This is a genomic window from Sediminicoccus rosea (assembly GCF_033547095.1).
Lineage (GTDB): Bacteria > Pseudomonadota > Alphaproteobacteria > Acetobacterales > Acetobacteraceae > Roseococcus > Roseococcus rosea.
The window spans coordinates 366013-384384 of the sequence record NZ_CP137852.1 but is presented as its reverse complement, the minus strand read 5'-3'; the positions used below and the strand labels follow the sequence as shown (position 1 = coordinate 384384).

Annotated in this window: 17 protein-coding genes; 12 read left to right on the top strand and 5 right to left on the bottom strand. The window is 70.6% G+C overall.

Going from position 1 to position 18372, the window contains the following annotated elements; genetic code table 11:
* The first annotated feature begins 89 nt into the window (after positions 1–89).
* Genes ispH through R9Z33_RS01830 form a run of 5 tightly spaced genes read left to right on the top strand, consistent with a single transcriptional unit; the run spans position 90 to position 5157 of the window.
* Positions 90–1043, top strand: coding sequence for a 4-hydroxy-3-methylbut-2-enyl diphosphate reductase (gene ispH / locus R9Z33_RS01850; RefSeq protein WP_318649602.1), 954 nt, complete (start codon positions 90–92; stop codon positions 1041–1043).
* A gap of 3 nt (positions 1044–1046) precedes the next feature.
* Positions 1047–2024 (top strand): homoserine kinase, encoded by a 978-nt coding sequence (locus R9Z33_RS01845; RefSeq protein WP_318649601.1) that lies wholly within the window; start codon positions 1047–1049, stop codon positions 2022–2024.
* Positions 1993–2487, top strand: coding sequence for a ribonuclease HI (gene rnhA, locus R9Z33_RS01840; protein ID WP_318649600.1), 495 nt, complete (start codon positions 1993–1995; stop codon positions 2485–2487). The genes R9Z33_RS01845 and rnhA overlap by 32 nt, the downstream gene beginning before the upstream one ends.
* A 22-nt stretch (positions 2488–2509) precedes the next feature.
* A complete protein-coding gene (locus R9Z33_RS01835) occupies positions 2510–3463 on the top strand; it encodes a tripartite tricarboxylate transporter substrate-binding protein (protein ID WP_318649599.1) in 954 nt (317 codons plus the stop codon).
* Between the two features lie 5 nt (positions 3464–3468).
* Positions 3469–5157 (top strand): amidohydrolase, encoded by a 1689-nt coding sequence (locus R9Z33_RS01830; RefSeq protein ID WP_318649598.1) that lies wholly within the window; start codon positions 3469–3471, stop codon positions 5155–5157.
* Here the strand turns inward: R9Z33_RS01830 and R9Z33_RS01825 are convergent.
* On the bottom strand, positions 5145–5975 hold the full coding sequence (locus R9Z33_RS01825; RefSeq protein ID WP_318649597.1) for an amidohydrolase family protein: 831 nt from the start codon (positions 5973–5975) through the stop codon (positions 5145–5147). The two genes, R9Z33_RS01830 and R9Z33_RS01825, sit on opposite strands and share 13 nt — an antisense overlap.
* 63 nt (positions 5976–6038) lie before the next feature.
* On the opposite strand from R9Z33_RS01825, the gene R9Z33_RS01820 reads away from it, so the two are divergent.
* The 5 genes from R9Z33_RS01820 (at position 6039) to R9Z33_RS01800 (ending at position 11644) form a co-directional block, all read left to right on the top strand.
* Positions 6039–6977: a Bug family tripartite tricarboxylate transporter substrate binding protein gene (locus tag R9Z33_RS01820; protein WP_318649596.1), complete on the top strand. Its 939-nt coding sequence runs from the start codon at positions 6039–6041 to the stop codon at positions 6975–6977.
* Positions 6978–7026: 49 nt separating this feature from the next.
* The gene (locus tag R9Z33_RS01815) at positions 7027–8364 is read left to right on the top strand and encodes a hydrolase (RefSeq protein ID WP_318649595.1); all 1338 of its coding nucleotides are present in this window, start codon (positions 7027–7029) and stop codon (positions 8362–8364) included.
* 19 nt (positions 8365–8383) lie between these two features.
* Positions 8384–9007 carry an HAD family hydrolase gene (locus R9Z33_RS01810; RefSeq protein WP_318649594.1) on the top strand — a complete coding sequence of 208 codons (624 nt, stop codon included), beginning with the start codon at positions 8384–8386 and terminating at the stop codon, positions 9005–9007.
* The gene (locus tag R9Z33_RS01805; RefSeq protein WP_318649593.1) at positions 8989–9492 is read left to right on the top strand and encodes a hypothetical protein; all 504 of its coding nucleotides are present in this window, start codon (positions 8989–8991) and stop codon (positions 9490–9492) included. Before R9Z33_RS01810 ends, R9Z33_RS01805 begins: the two co-directional genes overlap by 19 nt.
* A gap of 79 nt (positions 9493–9571) precedes the next feature.
* Positions 9572–11644 (top strand): methyl-accepting chemotaxis protein, encoded by a 2073-nt coding sequence (locus R9Z33_RS01800; protein ID WP_318649592.1) that lies wholly within the window; start codon positions 9572–9574, stop codon positions 11642–11644.
* Between the two features lie 12 nt (positions 11645–11656).
* Here R9Z33_RS01800 and R9Z33_RS01795 read toward each other — a convergent pair whose 3' ends face one another.
* The 4 genes from R9Z33_RS01795 to R9Z33_RS01780 form a co-directional block, all read right to left on the bottom strand.
* On the bottom strand, positions 11657–12358 hold the full coding sequence (locus R9Z33_RS01795) for a response regulator transcription factor (RefSeq protein WP_318649591.1): 702 nt from the start codon (positions 12356–12358) through the stop codon (positions 11657–11659).
* A gap of 72 nt (positions 12359–12430) precedes the next feature.
* A complete protein-coding gene (locus tag R9Z33_RS01790) occupies positions 12431–13294 on the bottom strand; it encodes an AraC family transcriptional regulator (protein WP_318649590.1) in 864 nt (287 codons plus the stop codon).
* Between the two features lie 146 nt (positions 13295–13440).
* The gene (locus R9Z33_RS01785) at positions 13441–14814 is read right to left on the bottom strand and encodes a DUF2252 domain-containing protein (RefSeq protein ID WP_318649589.1); all 1374 of its coding nucleotides are present in this window, start codon (positions 14812–14814) and stop codon (positions 13441–13443) included.
* A gap of 79 nt (positions 14815–14893) precedes the next feature.
* On the bottom strand, positions 14894–15733 hold the full coding sequence (locus R9Z33_RS01780) for a hypothetical protein (protein WP_318649588.1): 840 nt from the start codon (positions 15731–15733) through the stop codon (positions 14894–14896).
* 158 nt (positions 15734–15891) lie between these two features.
* Between R9Z33_RS01780 and R9Z33_RS01775 the strand changes: the two genes are divergently transcribed.
* Both R9Z33_RS01775 and R9Z33_RS01770 read left to right on the top strand, forming a co-directional pair.
* Positions 15892–16629, top strand: coding sequence for a HugZ family pyridoxamine 5'-phosphate oxidase (locus R9Z33_RS01775; RefSeq protein WP_318649587.1), 738 nt, complete (start codon positions 15892–15894; stop codon positions 16627–16629).
* Between the two features lie 153 nt (positions 16630–16782).
* Positions 16783–18372, top strand: a complete 1590-nt coding sequence (locus R9Z33_RS01770) for a phosphoenolpyruvate carboxykinase (protein WP_318649586.1) — start codon at positions 16783–16785, stop codon at positions 18370–18372.

The following is an 18372-nucleotide window of genomic DNA, read 5'->3' as shown; positions in this document are numbered from 1 at the left end:
CTCACGTCCCATCCGGCGCTCCGTCTGGCACCGATCCGCGCAAAGCGATAGTGTGGAGGGGTCGCAACCCGCCCCCGGAACCCCATCGCATGGCCGCCAAGCCCTCGCTTCATGTCATCCTTGCCGGCCCGCGCGGATTTTGCGCCGGGGTGGACCGTGCGATCAAGATCGTGGAGGAGGCGCTGAAGCGGCACGGCGCCCCGGTCTATGTCCGGCATGAGATCGTCCACAACCGCTTCGTGGTCGAGGCGCTGGAGCGCCAGGGCGCCGTCTTCGTCGAGGAGCTGGACGAAATCCCGGATGACGGCCAGCCCGTCGTCTTCTCCGCGCATGGCGTGCCGAAATCCATCCCGGCCGAGGCGCAGCGGCGCGACATGTTCTTCCTCGACGCCACCTGCCCGCTGGTCAGCAAGGTGCACCGCGAGGCAGAGCATCATTTCTCCCGCAAGCGGCACATCTTCCTGATCGGCCATGCCGGCCACCCGGAGGTGATCGGCACCATGGGCCAGCTGCCCGAGGGTGCGGTGACCCTGGTCGAGGACGAGGCCCAGGCCCGGAGCGTGACGCCGCCCGAGGGCGCCTCGCTCGCCTTCATCACGCAGACCACGCTCTCGGTGGATGACACGGCGGAGATCGTCCGCGTGCTGCAATCGCGCTTCCCGGAGATCTCGGCACCGGCGAAGGAGGACATCTGCTACGCCACCACCAACCGCCAGGCGGCGGTGAAGGAGATCGCGCCGCAGGTGGACATGATGATCGTGGTGGGCGCGCCCAATTCCTCCAACTCCGTGCGTCTCGTGGAAGTCGCCGGCCGGGCGGGCTGCGCAAAGTCGGTCATGGTGCAGCGCGGGCGTGAGCTGGACCTCGCCACCGTGCAGGGAGTCTCGCGCATCGGCATCACGGCGGGCGCCAGCGCGCCCGAGGTGCTGGTCGAGGAGGTGATCGAGCGCCTGCGCGAAGCCTATGAGCTGACCATCCAGGAAATCGTGGTGGCGGAGGAGAAGATCATCTTCAAGCTCCCGGCGGCGCTGGCCACGGCCTGATTTGTGGCGGTCTATACGGAAGTCTCCGACGAGGCGCTGCGTGCCTTCCTCGCGGAGTACGACATCGGCGCGCTGCTGGCGTTTCGCGGCATCGCCGAGGGCGTGGAGAATTCCAACTACGCGCTGAAGACCAGCGCGGGCGACTATGTGCTGACGCTTTACGAGAAGCGCGTGAACCCGCGCGAACTGCCCTGGTTCCTCGGGCTGATGCGGCACCTCGTCGCGCATGGGCTTTCCGCGCCTGAACCCGTGGCGGGACGGGACGGGCAGGCGCTGCGTGAACTGGCCGGCCGGCCGGCGGCGATCTGCACCTTCCTGCCCGGTGTCTGGCCGCGCCGCATCCGGCCCGAGCATTGCGGACCGCTGGGTGCCGCACTCGCCGGGCTGCATCGGGCCGGGCAGGGCTTCGCCGAGGTGCGGCCCAATGGCCTGGGCCCCGCCGCCTGGGCGCCGCTGCTCGACCGTTGCCGCGCGGATGGCGAGGCGGTGCAGGCCGGGCTGATCGCGGAGCTGGACGCGGCACTGGCCGGCATCCTGGCGGCGTGGCCTGTGGCGGGTGCGCTGCCAGTCGGCCAGATCCATGCCGACCTCTTCCCCGACAATGTCTTCTTCCTGGAGGAGGGCGGCACGCCCCGCGTCTCCGGGCTGATCGACTTCTACTTCGCCTGCACGGATCTGCTCGCCTATGACGTGGCGGTCTGCCTGAACGCCTGGTGCTTCGAGGCGGATCGCAGCTTCAACGTGACCAAGGCGCGCGCCATCCTGCGCGCCTATGCGGCGGTGCGACCGCTGAGCGAGGCCGAGCTGGCCGCCCTGCCCGTGCTGTGCCGCGGCGCCGCGATCCGCTTCCTGCTGACCCGCCTCTATGACTGGGTGAACACGCCGCCGGGTGCGATGGTGACGCGCAAGGACCCGCTGGAATACCTGCACAAGCTGCGCTTCTTCGGCCATGCCCAGAGCCCGGAGGCCCTCGGTGCCTGACGCCCCGCGCAAGGTCGAGATCTGGACGGATGGCGGCTGCAAGCCCAATCCGGGCCCTGGCGGCTGGGCCGCCATCCTGCGCTTCGGCGAGGTCACGCGCGAACTGACGGGGGCCGAGCGCGAGACGACCAACAACCGCATGGAGCTGACGGCCGCCTGCGCGGCGCTGGAGGCGCTGACCCGCCCCTGCCAGGTCATGCTGCACACCGACAGCGAATATGTCCGCAACGGCATGGAGCGGTGGATCAAGGGCTGGGTGCGGAACAACTGGCGCAACGCAGCGCGCGATCCCGTGAAGAATTTCGACCTCTGGCAGCGCCTGCTCGCCGCCGCCAAGCCGCATGAGGTGGAGTGGATCTGGGTGCGCGGGCATTCGGGCAATCCCATGAATGAGCGGGCCGATGAATTGGCCACGCAGGCGCGCGAGGGACTGGGCGAGGGCGGCAGGATCGGCCCAAACTGAACCTCCCTGACCGGAGGTTCCGATGCGCCGCCTGCTGCTCGCTGCCCTGCTCCTGCTGCCGCTTCACCCGCACGCGCAAACATTCCCCGAACGCCCGTTGACGCTGGTGGTGCCCTTCGCACCGGGTGGCACGATTGATGTGCTGGCCCGCGTGCTGGCGCCGGAGCTGTCCGCCGCGCTGGGCCAGCCGGTGGCGATCGACACGCGGCCCGGTGCGGGCGGCAATGTCGGCGCGGCCTATGTGGCGCAGCAGTCGCGGCCGGATGGGCACACCATCCTCTTCACCGGCGCGGGCCTGGCCAGCAGCGTCTCGCTCAGCAATCTCGGCTTTGATCCGGTGCGGGATCTCACACCCGTGCTGGGCGTGGGTGCCATTCCCTCGCTGCTCGTCGTCTCGCCGCAATCGCCGCATCGGGACGTCGCCTCGCTGCTCGCGGCGGCGCGGGCGGCGCCGGGGCGGGTCAGCTATGGCTCTTCCGGGCCTGGCACGGGCAGCCACCTCGCCGGCGTGCTGCTGGGCGCAGCGGCGGGGGTGGAATTGCTGCATGTGCCCTATCGCGGCTCGGGCGCCGTCTATCCCGACCTGATCGCGCAGCGCATCGACATGCTGCTCGATGTCATGGCCTCCTCCATCGGGCAGGTGCAGCAGGGCACGGTGCGGGCGCTCGGCATCACGTCGCGCAACCGCTCGGACGTGCTGCCGCAGGTGCCCGCCATCGCCGAGACGGTGCCGGGCTATGCCTTCGAGACCTGGGTGGGCCTGTTCATCCGCTCCGGCGCGCCGGAGGGCACGCAGCGCCGGCTGGAGGCGGCGGCACTCACCGCGCTGCAGGCCGCCCCGGTGCGCGAGCGCCTGCGGCTTTCCGCCGCCCAACCCATCCCGGCCGAGAGCGCGGCCTTCACCGCCTATTTCCGCGCCGATGTGGAACGGTGGGCGGAGATGGTGCGCCAGGGCCGCCTGCAACGTTCGGAGTGAGACGCATGGAACCGGCCGACATCATCCTCAGCGGCGGCAAGATCATCACCGCCGATGCGCGCTTCTCCATCGCCCAATCCGTCGCGATCCGCGCCGGCCGCTTCATCGCGGTGGGCGAGGACACGATGGTGCAGCGCCACGCGGCGCCGCACACGCGGCACATCGCGCTGGATGGCCGCGCCGTGCTGCCCGGGCTGATCGATGGCCACGCCCATATGGATCGCGAGGGGCTGAAGGACGTCTTCCCGAGCCTGGCCGGCTGCCGCTCCATCGCCGCCATCCAGGCGCGCATCGCGGAGCTGGCGAAGGACAAGGCGCCGGGCGAATGGATCGTCACCATGCCGGTGGGCGAACCACCCTTCTACTGGGACCTGCCGGAATCGCTCGCCGAGGGCCGCTGGCCGACGCGGCAGGAACTGGATGACGCGGCCCCGCGCAACCCCGTCTATATCCGGCCGATCTGGGGCTTCTGGCGGCATTCGCTGCCGCTCGTCTCCATCGCGAACACGATGGCGCTGAAGCTCGCCGGCATCACGCGCGAGACGGCGCCGCCGCACCCTTCCGTCACCATCCGCAAGGATGCGGCGGGCGAGCCGGATGGCGTGATCATCGAGCAGGGCTACGTGCCGCTGATGGAGCTCGCCGCCTTCCATATGGCGCCGGGCTTCACCCATGCGCATCGGGTGGCCGGGCTTCCGAAATCGGCCGCGATGTATCATGCCTTCGGCACCACGAGTATCTATGAGGAGCATGGCGTGGCGGCCGAGCTGCTCGCCGCCTATCGCGAGGTGCATGCGGCGGGGAAACTCACCATGCGCTCCCACCTGGCGCTGAGCCCGGATTGGCGCGGGATGGAGGGTGTCTCCATGGAGCGGCTGATCAGCGGCTGGGCGCATCAGCTCGCCGGCGCGGGGCTGGGTGATGACATGCTGCGCCTTTCCGGCCTCATCACCGAAATCGGGCGCACGCCGGACAATGCTTTGCGCGCGCAGGCCGCGCCCTATACCGGCTGGGCGGGCTTCAACTACGACATGGGGCTGGATCGCGAGCGCGCGAAGGACATGCTGATCGCCTGCGCGCGCCACAGCATCCGCGCCATCGGCATCTGGCCCAACATGCTCGACCTGTTTGCCGAGGTGAACGAGGTGGTGCCCATCCGCGACCTGCGCTGGGTGCTGGGCCATATCGCGGTGCTGAGCCAGGAGCAGGTGCACCGCATCCGCGACCTCGGCCTGGTGCTCACCACCCATACCAATCGCTACATCTACAAGGAGGGGCACCTGCTGGTGGAGCGCAACAAGCTGCCCGACGAGGACAGCATCTCGCCGCTGCGCTGGCTGGAGGAGGCGGGCGTCACCTATGCGCTCGCCACGGACAATGTCCCCGTCTCGATGTTCTATCCGATGTGGCAGGCGGTCTCGCGGCAGAACATGCACACGCAGCGCGCGGTGGGCGAGCGCCAGGCGATCAGCCGTGAAAGCGCCATCCGCGCGGCGACCAATGCGGGCGCGTATCTCACCATGAGCGAGCGCGACAAGGGCGCGATCGAACCCGGCAAGCTCGCCGATCTTGCGGTGCTGACGGCGGATCCGCTGACGGTGGAGCTATCCGCGCTGAAGGACATCGCGGCGGAGATGACGATGGTGGGCGGCGAGATCGTCCACCGCGCCCCGGGCACCGCTCAGAAGTCGTAAAGCCGCGCCGCATTGTCCACGAGGATGGCGCGGCGCTGCGATTCCCCGGGCGCCCATTCGGCCAGCAGGTCGAGCAAGGTGGCCTCGTCCGGCTTGGGCGCGGGCGCATTGGGATGCGGCCAGTTGGAGCCCCAGACCACGCGCTCCGGCGCCGCCGCGATGATGGCGCGGGCAATGGCGGCCACATCCGCATAGGCGGGCGGACCGGATCGCGAGACGCCATAGGGCGAGGAGGCCTTCACCCAGACGCGCCCGCTTTCCAACAGGCGCAGCAGCGCGCGCACGGGCGGCGCGGAGGGCGGCACCGGATCATGGAAGCGGCCGATGTGATCGATCACCACGTCGCAGGGCAGGCTGGCGATGAGCGGCGCGCGCGCTTCCATCTCGCCGCCATCGAATTGCAGCTGCACATGCCAGCCGAGCGGCGCGACATGCGCGGCAAGCGCCGGCAGCCCCTCCCAGGGGACGGGACCGCCCTTCAGCATGAAGGCTCGCGCTCCGCGCGCGCCGGCCGCATGCAGGCGCTGCAATTCCGCGATCGACGTCTCCACCGTCACCGCCACCACGGCGCGCGCGGCATCGAGGCCAAGCTCGGCCACCGCATCCATGGTGCAGGCATTGTCCAGCCCATAGGCGGTGGGCTGCACCACCACGGTGCGCCCGAGGCCGAGCCGCGCCTTCACGGCGCGATAGGCGGGCAAGTCGCTCGTGAAGGGCACTGGCGAGGGGTTGGTCGGCGCCACGGGATAGCGCGCTTCCGGCCCATAGATGTGCATGTGGCAGTCGGTGGCGCCGGCGGGGGTGGGGTGTCGCATCATGCGGGCAGCATGGCGCGGCGGGCGGCGCACCGCTATCCTCGCGCAAAATCAAGGGAGGTCACGATGTTCGGACGCAGGGCGTTCCTGGCGGCACCCGCCATTCTCGCCAGCACGCAGGCGCGGGCCTGGGAGCCGGCGCGGCCCATCCAGCTCATCGTCGGCTTCGCGCCGGGCGGCGGCGCGGACCTCGCGGGCCGTGCGGCGGCGGAAGCCGCGCAGCGCCTCTTTCCCACGCCCATCATCGTGGTGAACCGGCCCGGCGCGGGCGGCGCCATCGCGGCGCAGCAGGTCGCCGGCATGGCGCCGGATGGGCTGAACCTGCTGGTCGGCGGCGGCAGCGAGAGCATTTCGCTGCCCGCCTTCCGCGACCTGCCCTATGACCCCAAGACCTCCTTCCGCGCCATCATTCGCCTGACGCGGCAGCCGCTGCTGATCGTGGCGCGGCGCGGCGGCCCCTATGGGGATCTGCGCGCGGCGGTGGAGGCGGCCCGGCGTGCGCCCGGCACCATCCCGCATGCCTCCTCCGGCCAGGGCTCGATCTATCACGCGGTCTTTGTGCTGCTGCAGCAGGCGGCGGGCGTGGAGTTCCTGCACGTGCCCTTCACCGGCGGCGCGCCCTCGCTCCAGGCACTGATGGCCGGCACGGTGCAGCTTGCCGTGCTGGCGCCGGAGGAGATGGCGGGCCTGGCCCAGGCCGGCGAGGTGCGGCCGCTCGCCGTCGCCTCGGCCGAGCGGCTTGCCGCCTTCCGCGATGTACCGACGCTGCGCGAGCTGGGCTGGGATGTGGTGATCGAGAACATGAAGGGGCTGAACGCGCCCGCCGGCCTGCCGGACGACATCGCCGCCACCCTGCATGACCGCTTCCGCCGTGCGCGCGAGAACCCGGCCTGGCAGAATTTCCTGGAGCGCACTGGCGCGATGGACGGCTACCTGGACGGGCCCGGCTATCAGGCGGCGATGGATTCGGTGCTGGATGCGCTGCGCCGCGCCGTCCGTCGCTGACACGAAAGCGAGACGCGACTCCGCCGCGCGCCGATGCTAAAGGCGCGGCATGATGCTCGCCCGACGCTCCCTGCTCCTCGGCGCCGCCGCCGCGCTCGCCGCCCCCGCCACCCTGCGCGCGCAGGAAGCCTTGCCGCCCATCCTCATGGTGCATGGCAATGGCGACCATGCCGCGCTCTGGCTCACCACCCTCTGGCGCTTCGAGGTGAATGGCTGGCCGCGCGATCGCCTGATGGCGGTCAACATGCCGGACCCGCTGGCGCGCGCGAATGACGCGGTGCCGCAGGACAACCGCAGCTCCAGCGCCGAGCAGACCCAGCGCCTGGCCGCCTTCGTGGCCGAGCTGCGGGCCCGCACCGGCGCGCCGCGCGTGGCGCTCATCGGCAATTCGCGCGGCGGCTATCCAATCCGCGATTTCGTGGTGCACCAGGGCGGTGCCACGCAGGTCAGCCACGCCATCACCTGCGGCACGCCCAATCGCGGCGTCTTCGACTGGGAGTTCAACGAAGGGAGTGAGTTCAACGCGCGCAGCCCCTTCCTGCGGCGGCTGAACGGCGGCGCCTCCGACGTGGTGGAGGGTACGGCCTTCCTCGCGCTGCGCTCCGACAATGACCTCTTCGCCCAGCCCGATGGCCGCTTCGTCGGCCGCCCCGGCACGCCCACCGGCATCACGCAGGATGGCCCCGCGCTGCGCGGCGCCACCAACATCCTGCTGCCCGGGCTGGACCACCGCGAGATCGCCTATCACTGGCGTGCCTTCCGCGAGCAGTTCCGCTTCATCGCCGGACGCGAACCCGCGACGCTCACCGTGCCAGCCGAGGCGCGGCCGGTGCTGAATGGCCTGGTCACCAACCTCGTCGCCGGCGGTGCCACCAACCGCCCCGTCGCGGGTGCCGTGGTGGAGATCTTCCGCACCGATGCCCGCACAGGTGCGCGCATCGGCGAGGCGATCCATCGGCGCGAGACGGGCACGGATGGGGTCTGGGGGCCGGTGACGGTGCAGAGCGACTGGACGCTGGAAATCGTGCTGACGGCGCCCGGCCATCCGACCGCGCATTACTTCCGCTCGCCCTTCCCGCGGTCGACCGAGGTGCTGCACCTGCGCCCGCCCGCCCCACTCACCGAGGCGGATCGTGCCGCCGCCAGCCTCACGCGCCTCACGCGGCCGCGCGGCTATTTCTCCTGGCCGCGCGACGTGGTGCTGCTGGATGGGCGCGAGGTGGCGGAGCGGCGCGAAGGTGTCGCGAGCCTCGCCGTGGCCAATCTCCGCCTGCCGGCCGAGCGCCTGGGCACACCCATCGCGGGCGTCTTCAACCAGGAAGGCATCGCGGGCCGCGTGCTGCCGCTCTCGGAGAATCGCATCGCGCTTCTGGAGATGACGTGGTGAGCATCACCAGGAGGCTGTCGTGATCCAGTGGGTGGTCTTCGATGTCGGTGGCGTGCTGGTGGATGAGGCGCGGCTGATCCGCGGCTGGGCCGGCGTGCTCGACATGCACGAGGTGGATTTCACCGAGGCGCTGCGCCAGGGCATCGCCGCCGGCAAGGGCATCGGCGGGACCATCCGCGAGATCGCCCCCGCGCTCGACATCAAGGCGCATCGCCAGCGCCTCGCCGGCCTCGAAATCCCGGGCGAGGATGATCTCTACCCCGATGTGCGCGATGCCTTCATGGCCCTCCGCGATGCGGGCTTCCGGCTCGGCATCGCCGGCAACCAGCCCGATGGCGTGCTGGAGGCGCTGCACGCGCTGGACCTCGGCGCCGATTTCATCGCGACCTCCCACCAATGGGGCGTCTCCAAGCCCGATCCTCGCTTCTTCGAGGAAGTGCTGCGCGCCACGGGCGCCGAGCCCGCGCGCGTCGCCTATGTGGGCGACCGCGTGGACAATGACGTGGAGCCGGCGCGCGCCGCCGGCATGCACCCGGTCTTCATCCCGCGCGGGATCTGGGGCGAGGTGCAGGATGCCTCGGCGCAAGGCGTGGCCCGCGTGACAAGCCTGCTGGAATTGCCGGCATGCGTCGCGCCGCGCTGATCCTCGCGGGCCTGCTCGCCACCGCCCCCGCCCGCGCGCAGGAGGAACCGCGCCTGGGTGCGCCGCTGCCCACGATGGAGACGGTGGTCTGCTACACGCAGCGCGCCGCCCAGGCCTTCATCACGCAATCGCGCCGGCGCCCGCCCGTCGAGCGCCTGCCGGAGAATTGCGTGACGACGCTGCTCATCGCCATCCCGCAGGAGGTCCCGCCCAACCTGCCGCGCTTCGAGGTGACGGTGCGGAGCTACGCGCCCGGCGCCACCACCTGCATCGAGCACCTGATCGAGGGCGCGATGCGCCGCATCCCGGTGGTGCCGCGCCGGCAGCCGGCGCGTTTCGTGGAATCCCACGCCATCTACGAGGATGGCAGCCCGCAGGACATGCGCGCGCTGGTGCTCATCCCGCAGCGCCCCTACGCGCTGGAATTCCAGGAAGACCCCGGCCGCCGCGAGGCGCCCGGCCCCTGCGACCAGCCTGGAGGCTGAAGCGCGGGCGGCGCTTCACGATGCGCTAATCCTTCTGCGGCATGCTCCCGACCGGACAGCTTTCCGCACGGGGATCAGCATGCGCATCCGCACCGTCTTCTACATCGGTTTCCTCGCCGTCGCGCTGCCCGGGCTGCTCGGCACCAGTTGGCTCGCCTGGGAGGGTGCGCGGACCCTGGCCAGCAGCCAGCGGGCCGAGGTCGCCGCCCGGGTGATCAGCGACGTGCAGCGCGCCCAGACCGCCCTCGCGGTCGAATCCGGGCATCTGAACGTCGCCGCCCAGGCCGCCAGCCCCGACCGGGCCTTCCTCGCGACCACGGCGGCGACGACCGACGGCCTCCTCGCCGCGGCCGAGCGCAGCACGCGCGAGGCGGGGTTCGATGCGGCGGCCATCCGGGAGGGCATCGCCACCCTGGCGCGTTTCCGCCAGCGGCTCGAGGGCATGCTGGCCCGCCCGCCCGCCGAGCGCGATGCCACCTTCGCCGCCGAATTGCTGGCTGCGCGCACCGCTGCGGGCACCCAGATGGGACAGCTGGCCGCCGTCGCGGCCGAGCGCGTGGCGACCGAGGCCCCGGCCATCGCAGCACCGGTCAATGTCGCGCTCCAGGCCATGGACATGCGGGAATATGCCGGCCGCCGGAACCTGATGATGAATGCCTGGGTGTCCGGCCGGCCGATCCCGCCCGAGCAACTGGTCGCGGCCGAGCAGATGACGGGCCGCGTCGAGCAGGCCTGGGAAAGCGTGCAGCGCATGGTCGCCGCGCTGAAGGATGCGCCCGCCCTGACGGCCGAGGTGCAGCGTCAGATCCAGGTCTTCCAGAACCGCGATGCGGTGCGCTGGAACCGGCTGATGGAGTGGGCGCGGGCCCGCCCCGCCCCGGGCGCGCCGGCCACCCCCTGGTCGGAGGATCTCACGGCCTTCCGCGCCTGGTCCCTCCCGGCCCAGGCCAGCATCCTGCAGCTGCGCGACACCGCGCTGGACGATGCGCTGGGCAAGGCGCGGGACATGACGCGCGCGGCCTGGCTGTCGCTCGGCATCGGCCTCGCGCTCGTGCTGGTGACGGCGCTGCTCTCGGCCGCCGCCGTGCTGCTGCTGCTGCGCCGCGTGGTCTCGCCCCTGCAGGCCACGACCGAGGTGGTGGACCGCATCGCCACCGGCGAACTCACCACCGCCGTGCCCGGCCAGGACCGGCAGGATGAGCTGGGCCGCCTGGCCACGGCGGTGGAGACGCTGCGCCGCGGCGCGCTGCAGCGCGAGGAACTGGCCGCGGCGCGCCTGGCGGAGGAATCCGCCAAGGCCGACCGCGCCCAGCGGATCGAGGCGCTGATCCACCGCTTCGAATCCGAGACGGCGGAGGTGCTGGGCGCCCTCACCGTCGCGGCCAGCGGGCTGGAACAGACCTCGACGGAGATGAGCGTGAACGCCACCGACGGCACCGAGCGCGCCACCTCCGTCGCCGCCGCCGCCGAGCAGGCGAGTGCCAATGTGCAATCCGTGGCTGGCGCCTCGGAGGAGCTTTCCGCCTCGATCGCCGAGATCTCGCGCCAGGTGCAGGAGGCCGCGGCCGTGGCGCGCGACGCCGCCAGCAATGCGCAGGAGACAGATGCGACGGTGCAGGGCCTGGCCAATGCCGCCCAGCGCATCGGCGAGGTGGTGCAACTCATCAGCGGCATCGCCAGCCAGACCAACCTTCTCGCCCTGAACGCGACGATCGAGGCCGCCCGCGCGGGCGAGGCGGGCAAGGGCTTCGCCGTCGTCGCCTCCGAGGTGAAGACACTCGCGGCCCAGACCGCCAAGGCCACCGAGGAGATCGGCGCGCAGATTGGCACGATGCAGCAGGAGACCGCGCGCACCGTGGCCGCCATCGCCGGCATCTCGCGCACCATCTCGCAGATGGAAGCGAATACCAGCGCCGTTGCGGCGGCGGCGGAACAGCAGTCGGCCGCGACGCGGGAGATCGGCCGCGCGGTGGCGGAGGCCGCGGCGGGCACGCAGGACGCCGCGCGCCATGCCGCCGGAGTGCGCGAAGGCGCCGAGCGGACCGGCAGCTCCGCCGTCGAACTGCGCGGCGCCTCCGGCAACCTCGCCCGCCAGGCGGATCAGATGCGCGGCCAGGTGGACCGGTTCCTGGCGGAGATCCGCGCCGCCTGAGGGCAGGCCCGGCTACTGCTCCTTGTAGCGGTAGCCGATCCCGTAGAGCGTCTCGATCTGCGCGAACTCGTCATCCACGGCGCGGAATTTCTTGCGCACGCGCTTCACGTGGCTGTCGATGGTGCGGTCATCCACGTAGATGTTCTCGCCATAGGCGGCGTCGATCAGCTGGTCGCGATTTTTCACCAGGCCGGGGCGCAGGGCGAGCGTCTTCACCAGCAGGAATTCGGTGACGGTCAGCTGCACCTGCTTTCCCTTCCAGGTGCAGGTGTGCTTCGTCTCGTCCAGCGTGAGGTCGCCGCGCACCAGCAGGCCGCCCGCCACCACGCCGCTGCTCTCGGCCTTCATCGCCTCGTTCCGGCGAAGCAGCGCGCGGATGCGCTCCAGCACCAGGCGCTGGCTGAAGGGCTTGGTGATGTAGTCATCCGCGCCGAGGCGCAGGCCCATCAGCTCATCCACTTCCTCATCCTTGGAGGTGAGGAAGATCACCGGCATGGCGCTGCGCGCACGCAGGCGCTGCAGCAGCTCCATCCCGTCCATGCGCGGCATCTTGATGTCGAGCACGGCGAGGTCGGCGGGCTTGCCCATCAGCCCCTGAAGCGCGCTCTCGCCATCCGTGTAGGTGCGGACGGTGTAGCCCTCCTGCTCCAGCGTCATGGACAGCGAGGTGAGGATGTTGCGGTCGTCATCCACGAGGGCGATGGTTTGCGGCATGGGGGCCTCCTTGACGACGCTTATAGGCGCCGATGGTGGCACAAAACAGGCCGGCTTGGGGCAATTCCGCCTTCAGCGTGGCTTCAGCGGCAGCAGGATGTCGGTCAGCCATTCGGCGGGCGGCAGGGTGCGGCAGTCATTCAGGTATTCCTCGAGGACCGGGAACTCGCCCGGTTCCTCGCCCGACTGCGGCAGCCATTCGCCATAGAGCCGGTCATAGATCGCCTCCAGCTCGGCATAGGGGCCCTGGTAGCGCAGCCGGGCGCAGCGCAGCGCGGGCAGCTCCACCGCCTCCATGCCCGGATCGAGCGGGGTGCCCGGCGGCACGGTGAGCGCGGCCTTGGAGCGCAGCTCGGCCTCGGGCGTGCTGTGCGGGTCATCGAGGTAGATGCCGATGAAGCGCGTGGCGTCCTGGATCAGGCCGCGCGCGCCGGCCCAGGCGCTCAGCCGGTCGAAGACCGGGCCGATCGCGTCGAAGGAGCCGCGATGCGGCAGCGCCGCCAGATGCAGCGGCGGCGTCTCGACGATGATGATGTCCTGCATGCTGTCCTCCTCCGGGATGGGGGTGCCGATGGCGGCACGCTGGCGATAGGCGCCGGGCGGGATGCCCAGCGCCTCGCGAAAGGCGCGGGTGAAGGCAGCGGTCGAGCCGTAGCCCGCCGCGGCTGCGACCCGCGCCATCGGCGCGTCGCTCTTGATGAGCGCGGCCGCGGCGCGCGAGAGGCGGATGCGCGTGAGCGTCTCGGCCGGCGTCTCGCCGGTCAGGGAGCGATAGGCGCGATGGAAATGCCAGGGCGAGAAGGCGGCGACGCCGGCCAGCTCCTCCAGGCTCGGGGTGCGGTCCGGATGGGCGGCGAGGTGGGCCATGGCGCGCGCGATGCGCGCGGCGTGGTCGGCCAGGGTCCGGGTCTTGGGCGTGCGTGTCGTGGTCGGCATGCGGCGCTTATGCCGCAAGGCCGCTTGATCCGTCTTGCGAACTCCGCGCGGGCCCGGACCGTGATCGAAGGGCGCCGGTCACTGTCCCGCCATGGGCTGAGAGGCTGGTTCACGCGCCCGGTGTTTCCACCGGACACGCTCGGCTCCTAGCGCTCCATCTCGACCGCGATCCGCCCCGCGCGGACCTCGGCCTTCAGCGTCGCGTGGTCGCGCTCGGCCTGGTCGGCGTAGGCGAGGGCGAATTCGCCCATCGCCTCGTCGAACCCGGCGCTGCCGCCGAGATAGCCGCTGATGGTCCAGGGGTCGCCCGCCTTCGCATGGGCGCGGGCCAGGGCCCAGCCGCACAAGCTGCCATAGATCTCCAGCATCTCGGCGTCGAAGCTTTCCACCACGGGGCTGAGCTTCGCGTCACGCAGCTGGCGCACGTACAGCTGGCTCCCGCCCCGCGTCGTCACCCAGCCCAGGAAGATGTCGGAGGCGGGCTGCATCAGGCGCTGGCCCATCACCACGCGCTGGCCGTGATGCATATGGACGCTGGCGCCGGCATAGGGCTCCAGCACCGAGGCGTTGGCCTGCTTGACCTGCAGGAAGAGCGGCTTCCCCGCGATCGAGGTGAAAAGCAGCACGGCGCAGAAGGTGCCCACACTGCCGATGCCGACGACCTTCATGGCGCCATCCGCGAGCCGGTAGCGGTCGAAGAGGACGCGCCGGTCCTCGGCCAGCGTCTCGCGATAGAGCAGCATCGCCTCGCTGATCACCTCCATCAGGCGCGCGCCGCCGCGGGGCGTCCAGTGGTAGAGCAGGGGCGGCTGGTCGCGGATGCGCGGCGGGCCATCGCCCTGCTCCACCAGCTTGGGGAAGAGGAGTTCGGAGCCGCTGGTGCCGGTGACCTTGGCGATGCGCCGTTCCAGTGTCGCGCGCCGCTCGTCCGGCAGCATGTCCAGCACGTCATCGGCATCGATCCGGGCATACCAGATGTCGAGCACGTCCATCGTGGCGTAGTCGCGCATGCGCTTGCGGTAGGCGGTGGCGCAGGCCATCGCGGCCTCCCGCCCCACATGGTCGGAGAGGCCGTTGGACCGCGCGGCCAGCACGAAGGAGGCGGCGAGGCGCTTCACATCCCACTCCCAGGGGGCGGGCAGCGTCTCGTCCAGGTCGTTGATGTCGAAGACGAGGCGCCGCTCAGGGGTCGCAAAGCCGCCGAAATTCATCAGATGCGCGTCCCCGCAGGCCTGGACACGGAGGCCCGTGGCGGGCGCGGCGGCGAGGTCCCGCGCCATGATCGCGGCCGAGCCGCGGAAGAAGGTGAAGGGCGTTCGCAGCATCCGCCCATAGCGGATGGGCACCAGTTCCGGGACGCGCTCCTTGTCCCCGGCGCGGAGGAGGGCGATGGCGTCCTCGCGCCGGCCGCGCGGCTTCCAGATGGCGTGGGAGCGGCGCGGAACCCGAGCCCGGAGGAGCTTGCCGGCGCTGGCGCGTTCCGCGGGCGTGGCGTGCCCTTCCCCTGGCGGCTGCGTCATCCGGAACACTCCCTCCCGACCGAGCGGGCATCCTGGGCGGCACGCGCAGGGCCGCCATGATCCGGATCAAGCCGGGCGGTCAGAACTTCATGTTCAGCGCGATGAAGGGCCCGCCCATGTGCAGGTCGCGGATCAGCGCATTGCCGCTGGCCGTGTAGGACAGGTAGCGATAGCCCGCGACGACCCCGGCCCAGCCTGTGGAATAGCCAAGGCCGCCCTGCACCTGCCAGGTCGTGGTGGAGCCACCGGCGCCGACATCAGCCGCGTAGGGGATGTAGAAGCCATGGCCAAGGTTGAAGCGGCCACGCAGGCCGACGATGCCGTCCCAGAGCTGGTCGCTCGCGCTCAGTCGGCCGGCGCGGGCGAAGACCTCGCCCGTGCGCGGGCTGACCACATCGGTCGCCAGCTGCACATTGGTGCGCGCGCTGACGGCGAGCAGGCGGAAACCGGCCTGGATGTCCACATTGCCCCAGGCGCCCTCGGCCAGGGTATAGCCCGGCGCCAGCGTCCAGAGCGTGGTGCTCAGCGAGCTCTGCGTGCCCAGATTGGCCGAGGCCTGGACGCGGCCATCCGGGAAATCCACGTTCCGCACCCAGCTCGTCTGGTTGCCGAGGTTCAGGTAGAGCAGGTCCGTCGCCAGGGTGAAGCGGCCGTAGCGCGCCTCGGCGCCGAAGGTGATGCCGAATTTCAGCGTGTCCACGATGCTCTGCGGATCCACGTCCACATAGGCGGTGCCACGCTCGCGCGGGCCGTAGCGCAGCTCGCCGCCCAGCGTCGGCAGCCAGAGATAGGGCGTGAGCGAGAAGCGCCAGCCCGGATCATTCGCGTCGGGCACGGTCTGCGCCATGGCGGCCGAGGAGAGCAGCGCGACCCCGAGAAGAGCGCCCAGCGCGGCGGCGCGGTGCTGTGGCTCGGACATGGGCGGTCTCCTCCGCAATCATCAAAAGGTTGCCGTGCGTGGGATTCTTCGCACCGGCTGGTACATGACTCTGCGCCCTAAATCGCCGGCCGCGCAAGATCGCACGCGCTGCCGGCCGCGGGATGACAGGACCGCCCGCCATGCCCATTCTCCAGGCCATGACAGAGGTTCCCGGCTTCGAAGCCCGCCGCATCATCCGCGCCGCCGCCGCGGCCACACTGGCCACGCAGCAGGACGGCCAACCCTTCGCGAGCCTGGTGACGCCGGCCCCGGCGCCTGACCTCGCGCCGCTGCTCTGGCTCTCCTCGCTCTCCGAGCACACGCGCCACCTGCAGCGCGATCCGCGCTGCGCGCTGCTCTTCACCGGGGCGGCCGAAGGGGCCAATCCGCAGACCGCGCCCCGCGTCACGCTGACCGGCATGGCGGAGCAGATCACCGATGCGGCGCTGAAGGCGCGCTGGCTGGCGCGCCACCCCTATGCGGCGCTCTATGCGGAATTCGGGGATTTCGGGCTGTGGCGGATCAACCCGCTCGGCGCGCTCATGGTGGGCGGCTTCGCGCGGGCCACGCGGCTGCGCGTGGCGCAGCTCCTGCCCGACGCCGCGGCGGTCGCCGCCATCGCGGAGGCGGAGGGCGACATCATGGCCCATGTGAATGCCGACCATGCCGACGCCGTGGAAGCCATCGCCACCGGGCTGCTCGGCGCCGCGCCGGAGGCATGGCGCCTCTCCGCCGTGGATGTGGACGGGCTGGACATCGCGGCAGGGGAGACGGTGCTGCGCCTCACCTTCGCGGCACCCGTCGCCGACGCCGATGGCGTGCGCCAGGAATTGGTCCGGTCAGCACGCGCGGCGCGCGCGGCACTTGCTGCATCGCAGCAATATCGGAATTCATGAATCCTTTGGATTTGAACCGTTTGGCGGCATTGACCAGGGCCGCCCGCACGCCGTAATTCCGCCTCGACTGTCATCGAAATGCCCCCGAGTGAACCAACACCGCCGGGACATGGAAACGGTCACGGCTTTTTGCTCGAAACAGGGACATTCCGCATGACCGCAACCGCCCTCGCCGGGACCGGCGTCACCTCCAGCAACCCGGTGCACGCCAACCTCACGGCGCCCCTGCTGGTGCAGCATGCCCTGTCCCGCGGCGAGGGTCGTCTCTCCGCCGATGGCGCCTTCATCGCCATCACGGGCGTGCACACCGGCCGCTCGGTGCAGGACAAGTTCGTGGTGGACGATGCGGAGGTCACGAACGAGATCTGGTGGGGCAAGGTCAACAAGAAGATGGAGCCGGCGAAGTTCCAGGGCCTGGCCGCCAAGGTGCGCGGCTGGCTCGGCGCGCGCCCCATCCTCTTCACGCAGGATCTCTACGCGGGCGCGGACCCGGCGCATCGCATCCGCGTGCGCCTGGTCACCACCAATGCCTGGCACGCGATGTTCGCGCGCAACATGTTCATCCGCCCACCGGCGGAGGACCTCGCTTCCTTCACGCCGGACTTCACCATCCTGCACGCGCCGGAATACGAAGCGGACCCCGCCGTGGATGGCTGCCGCACGAGCACCTGCATCGCGCTCAGCTTCGCGCAGAAGACCATCCTGATCGCCGGCACCAGCTACGCGGGCGAGATCAAGAAAAGCATCTTCACCGTCATGAACTGGCTGCTGCCGGCCAAGGGCGTGCTGCCCATGCATTGCAGCGCCAATGTCGGCAAGACGGGCGACGTCGCCCTGTTCTTCGGCCTCTCCGGCACCGGCAAGACCACGCTCAGCAGCGATCCCGAGCGCAGCCTGATCGGCGATGACGAGCATGGCTGGTCCGATGCCGGCGTCTTCAACTTCGAGGGCGGCTGCTACGCCAAGGTCATCAAGCTGAGCCGCGAGGCGGAGCCGCAGATCTGGGACGCCTCCCATCGCTTCGGCGCCGTGCTGGAAAACGTGGTGGCCGACGAGCATGGCCGCCTCGACCTGGACGACAACCGCTACACCGAGAACACGCGCTCCTGCTATCCGATCGAGTTCATCCCGAACGTCACGATCACGGGCAAGGCGGGCCTGCCGAAGAATGTGGTGATGCTGACGGCCGATGCCTTCGGCGTGCTGCCGCCCATCTCCAAGCTCTCGCCTGCCCAGGCGATGTACCATTTCCTCTCGGGCTATACCGCGCGCGTCGCCGGCACCGAGAAGGGCATGGGCAAGGAGCCGCAGGCGACCTTCTCCACCTGCTTCGGCGCGCCCTTCCTGCCGCGCCATCCGGAAGTCTACGGCAAGATGCTGAGCGAGCTGATCGCCAAGCACGGCGCCGATTGCTGGCTGGTGAACACCGGCTGGACCGGCGGCGCCTATGGCACGGGCCAGCGGATGAGCATCCAGCACACCCGCGCCCTGCTGCGCGCGGCGCTGGATGGTTCGCTCGCCAAGGTCGAGTTCGTGCAGGATCCGTTCTTCGGCCTGATGATCCCGAAGAGCGTCCCCGGCATCCCGGCGAATGTGCTGAACCCGCGCGACAGCTGGGCCGACAAGGCCGCCTATGACGCGACGGCGAAGAACCTCGTCTCGCTCTTCGAGCAGAACTTCGAGAGCTTCGCGGGTGCGGTGGATGAGAGCGTGAAGAAGGTCGCGATCAAGACCGCGGCGTAA

Coding starts and splice junctions, on each gene's coding strand:
- ispH (WP_318649602.1), top strand. CDS start 90: ATGGCCGCCAAGCCCTCGCTTCATGTCATCCTTGCCGGCCCGCGCGGA.
- rnhA (WP_318649600.1), top strand. CDS start 1,993: ATGCCCAGAGCCCGGAGGCCCTCGGTGCCTGACGCCCCGCGCAAGGTC.
- R9Z33_RS01835 (WP_318649599.1), top strand. CDS start 2,510: ATGCGCCGCCTGCTGCTCGCTGCCCTGCTCCTGCTGCCGCTTCACCCG.
- R9Z33_RS01830 (WP_318649598.1), top strand. CDS start 3,469: ATGGAACCGGCCGACATCATCCTCAGCGGCGGCAAGATCATCACCGCC.
- R9Z33_RS01825 (WP_318649597.1), bottom strand. CDS start 5,975: ATGATGCGACACCCCACCCCCGCCGGCGCCACCGACTGCCACATGCAC.
- R9Z33_RS01820 (WP_318649596.1), top strand. CDS start 6,039: ATGTTCGGACGCAGGGCGTTCCTGGCGGCACCCGCCATTCTCGCCAGC.
- R9Z33_RS01815 (WP_318649595.1), top strand. CDS start 7,027: ATGATGCTCGCCCGACGCTCCCTGCTCCTCGGCGCCGCCGCCGCGCTC.
- R9Z33_RS01805 (WP_318649593.1), top strand. CDS start 8,989: ATGCGTCGCGCCGCGCTGATCCTCGCGGGCCTGCTCGCCACCGCCCCC.
- R9Z33_RS01800 (WP_318649592.1), top strand. CDS start 9,572: ATGCGCATCCGCACCGTCTTCTACATCGGTTTCCTCGCCGTCGCGCTG.
- R9Z33_RS01795 (WP_318649591.1), bottom strand. CDS start 12,358: ATGCCGCAAACCATCGCCCTCGTGGATGACGACCGCAACATCCTCACC.
- R9Z33_RS01790 (WP_318649590.1), bottom strand. CDS start 13,294: ATGCCGACCACGACACGCACGCCCAAGACCCGGACCCTGGCCGACCAC.
- R9Z33_RS01785 (WP_318649589.1), bottom strand. CDS start 14,814: ATGACGCAGCCGCCAGGGGAAGGGCACGCCACGCCCGCGGAACGCGCC.
- R9Z33_RS01780 (WP_318649588.1), bottom strand. CDS start 15,733: ATGTCCGAGCCACAGCACCGCGCCGCCGCGCTGGGCGCTCTTCTCGGG.
- R9Z33_RS01775 (WP_318649587.1), top strand. CDS start 15,892: ATGACAGAGGTTCCCGGCTTCGAAGCCCGCCGCATCATCCGCGCCGCC.
- R9Z33_RS01770 (WP_318649586.1), top strand. CDS start 16,783: ATGACCGCAACCGCCCTCGCCGGGACCGGCGTCACCTCCAGCAACCCG.